Below are 2,375 nucleotides of genomic sequence, written 5' to 3' on the forward strand. Positions count from 1 at the left end.
GCTATATCTTTATTAGAACAATCTACTCAAGGTAATGTAAATATAGCTGATGATGCTACTAAGATATCTAGTAATGTAACTCATATAGCAGATGAGATAATGAGTGATGCTAATAGGAAGAAGGTGTAGAGAGGGGGGGGAGATAGACTTACAAGGATACTTTATTGATCTATTGGGTTTAATTAGATTGATAGGGTTTGTTAGATTGGTTTATTGGATTTGTTAGGTTGGTAATTTATTAGACTAATAGGTTTATTAGTAGAGTAATAGAGTAGTAAAAAGGAGATAGGAGAAGGGAAAGAGAAGAGATAGAATCTGGGGTTTAGATTCTATCTTTAAAGCTTGAGACTGCCATGCTACTTACTACATTTATCCTAGTGTTGATGACAACATTAGGATATAAGCTTTTATACGATTATATAAACGTAAATTATCCCCTTAAAACATTTCCATTAATTCACATGAAAATATACTTTTAAAAATAACGATAAAAAACCAATAGTCCAGATACTTGGTTTTTCTAACAAACCCCCCTTACGCTTTGCTAGAAATGGAATTTATAAGATCTATCTCCTGATTACCAAAAAGAAGGTTTTTATGGTTAGGGCGAGCAAGGAAGGGGTCTCCTCTTTTTTTAATCCAAAAAAAATTAAGTTTATTAAAAATAGATTCTATAGCTATAGGGTAAAAGGGGTTAATAAAAAAACTCTAAAACCCCTATTAAGCCTTAAATGTTTTATAAATCTTTATGCTTTAACTACTCTATAAAATCTTAAATTATTTATAGGATCTTAATCCCCAGATTCCATCCTCCCCTATCTTTTACCTATCTTTCCCCCTAAAACTTATATATCTACCAACCTAATAAACCTATTAATTACACGTCTATCTACTTAGCTAATAACCCTATAACAATCCTAGTAAGATCAATCGTTTTATATAGGTAATTCCAATCTCTTTATACTATTAACTAAATCTTTATCCAACATTTTCTTTTTTGCATTATTGATTATTTATGTGTGTTTTCTAACATAAAAATAAAAGGCAAAATACTAGATTACTAAGTCATAGATTCTCTATTCCCAGCACATGACAAAGCGTTAGCTTCCTCGAAAACGTTAGTTTCCCTGAAAACGAAGTTTCCTTAAAAATAAAAAAAACATATATATGCAACGATTCCATTAAAATGTGCCCATTAGCTCGCTTTGTTTCGTGGTGCAGAAAAATGGAATTAAGTAAGCAGTAGTGCTTACGCCATTTTTTTCAAGGAAACTTCGCTTTCAAGGAAGCTTCGCTTTGCTAGAAACGGAATTGAGCCAAGGTCCTCCCCTTGTTTGCCAAAAAAGGCTTTCTTAAAAGAAAGCCCTAGTTGCTTACAGCAACCAAACTTGTTTCTAGGAAGCTTACGCTTTCACAGGCTTTGCGGGAGTGAGGAGGGGTTAAACCCCTTTTTGGTTAGAAAAAATCTACAAATAATAAATAATATGAAAAAGAAAGTGTTGGAATAAAGATTTAGTTAATAGCGTAAAAAGATTAGAATTACCTATATAAAGCCATTGATTTTATTAGGATAGATAGGATTATTAGATAGGTATATAAATTTTTAGGTGGGAGATAGATAACAAATAAGTGAGAATGGAGTCTAGGGATTAAGATTCTATAAATAATTTAAGATTTTATAAGGTAGTTAAAACATAAAGTTTTATAAAACATTTAAGGCTTATTAGTAGCTTTAGAGTTTATTAACTACTTTTATCTTCAGTCATAGAATCTATTTTTAAAAACCTACTTTATTGTTAGTTTTTTTAGCAATAAAGATAAAGAGACTATATTAGTTAGATAGTCTCTTTATCTACCTAGCTTTTATCTATAACATCTTATCTCTATCCCTTTCTCTTTCTCCCCTTATCCTACACTTATCCCTTTCACTTATCTTCCCCTCCTTTACCCTTAAAAGAACAAGTCCTCCTTCACACCTTCTTCCTATTAGCATCACTCATTATCTCATCTGCTATATGAGTTACATTACTAGATATCTTAGTAGCATCATCAGCTATATTTACATTACCTTGAGTAGATTGTTCTAATAAAGATATAGCATCATTTATTTGAGTTATACCATTAGCTTGTTCTTTTATAGATTCAGCCATATCATTAATAGATTGAACTAAGATATTAGTATTAGATTCTATTTCTCCTAAAGACTTTTGAGTTCTTTCTGCTAGTTTTCTTACTTCATCTGCTACTACTGCAAAGCCTCTTCCATGTTCTCCTGCACGTGCAGCTTCTATAGCTGCATTAAGAGCTAAGAGATTTATTTGATCTGCTATGTCTTTAATAATAACAGTAACACTTTTAATATCTTCAGATTGAGA

1 protein-coding gene is annotated in these 2,375 nt (G+C 31.2%); it reads right to left on the reverse strand.

Annotated elements, in window-relative coordinates:
- Positions 1-1,970: 1,970 nt before the first annotated feature.
- A partial coding sequence (locus BKH43_RS08290; RefSeq protein WP_253248086.1) for a methyl-accepting chemotaxis protein occupies positions 1,971-2,375 on the reverse strand: 405 nt, incomplete at its 5' end.

Origin of the sequence: Helicobacter sp. 13S00401-1, assembly GCF_002272925.1 — a bacterium.
Lineage (GTDB): Bacteria > Campylobacterota > Campylobacteria > Campylobacterales > Helicobacteraceae > Helicobacter_I.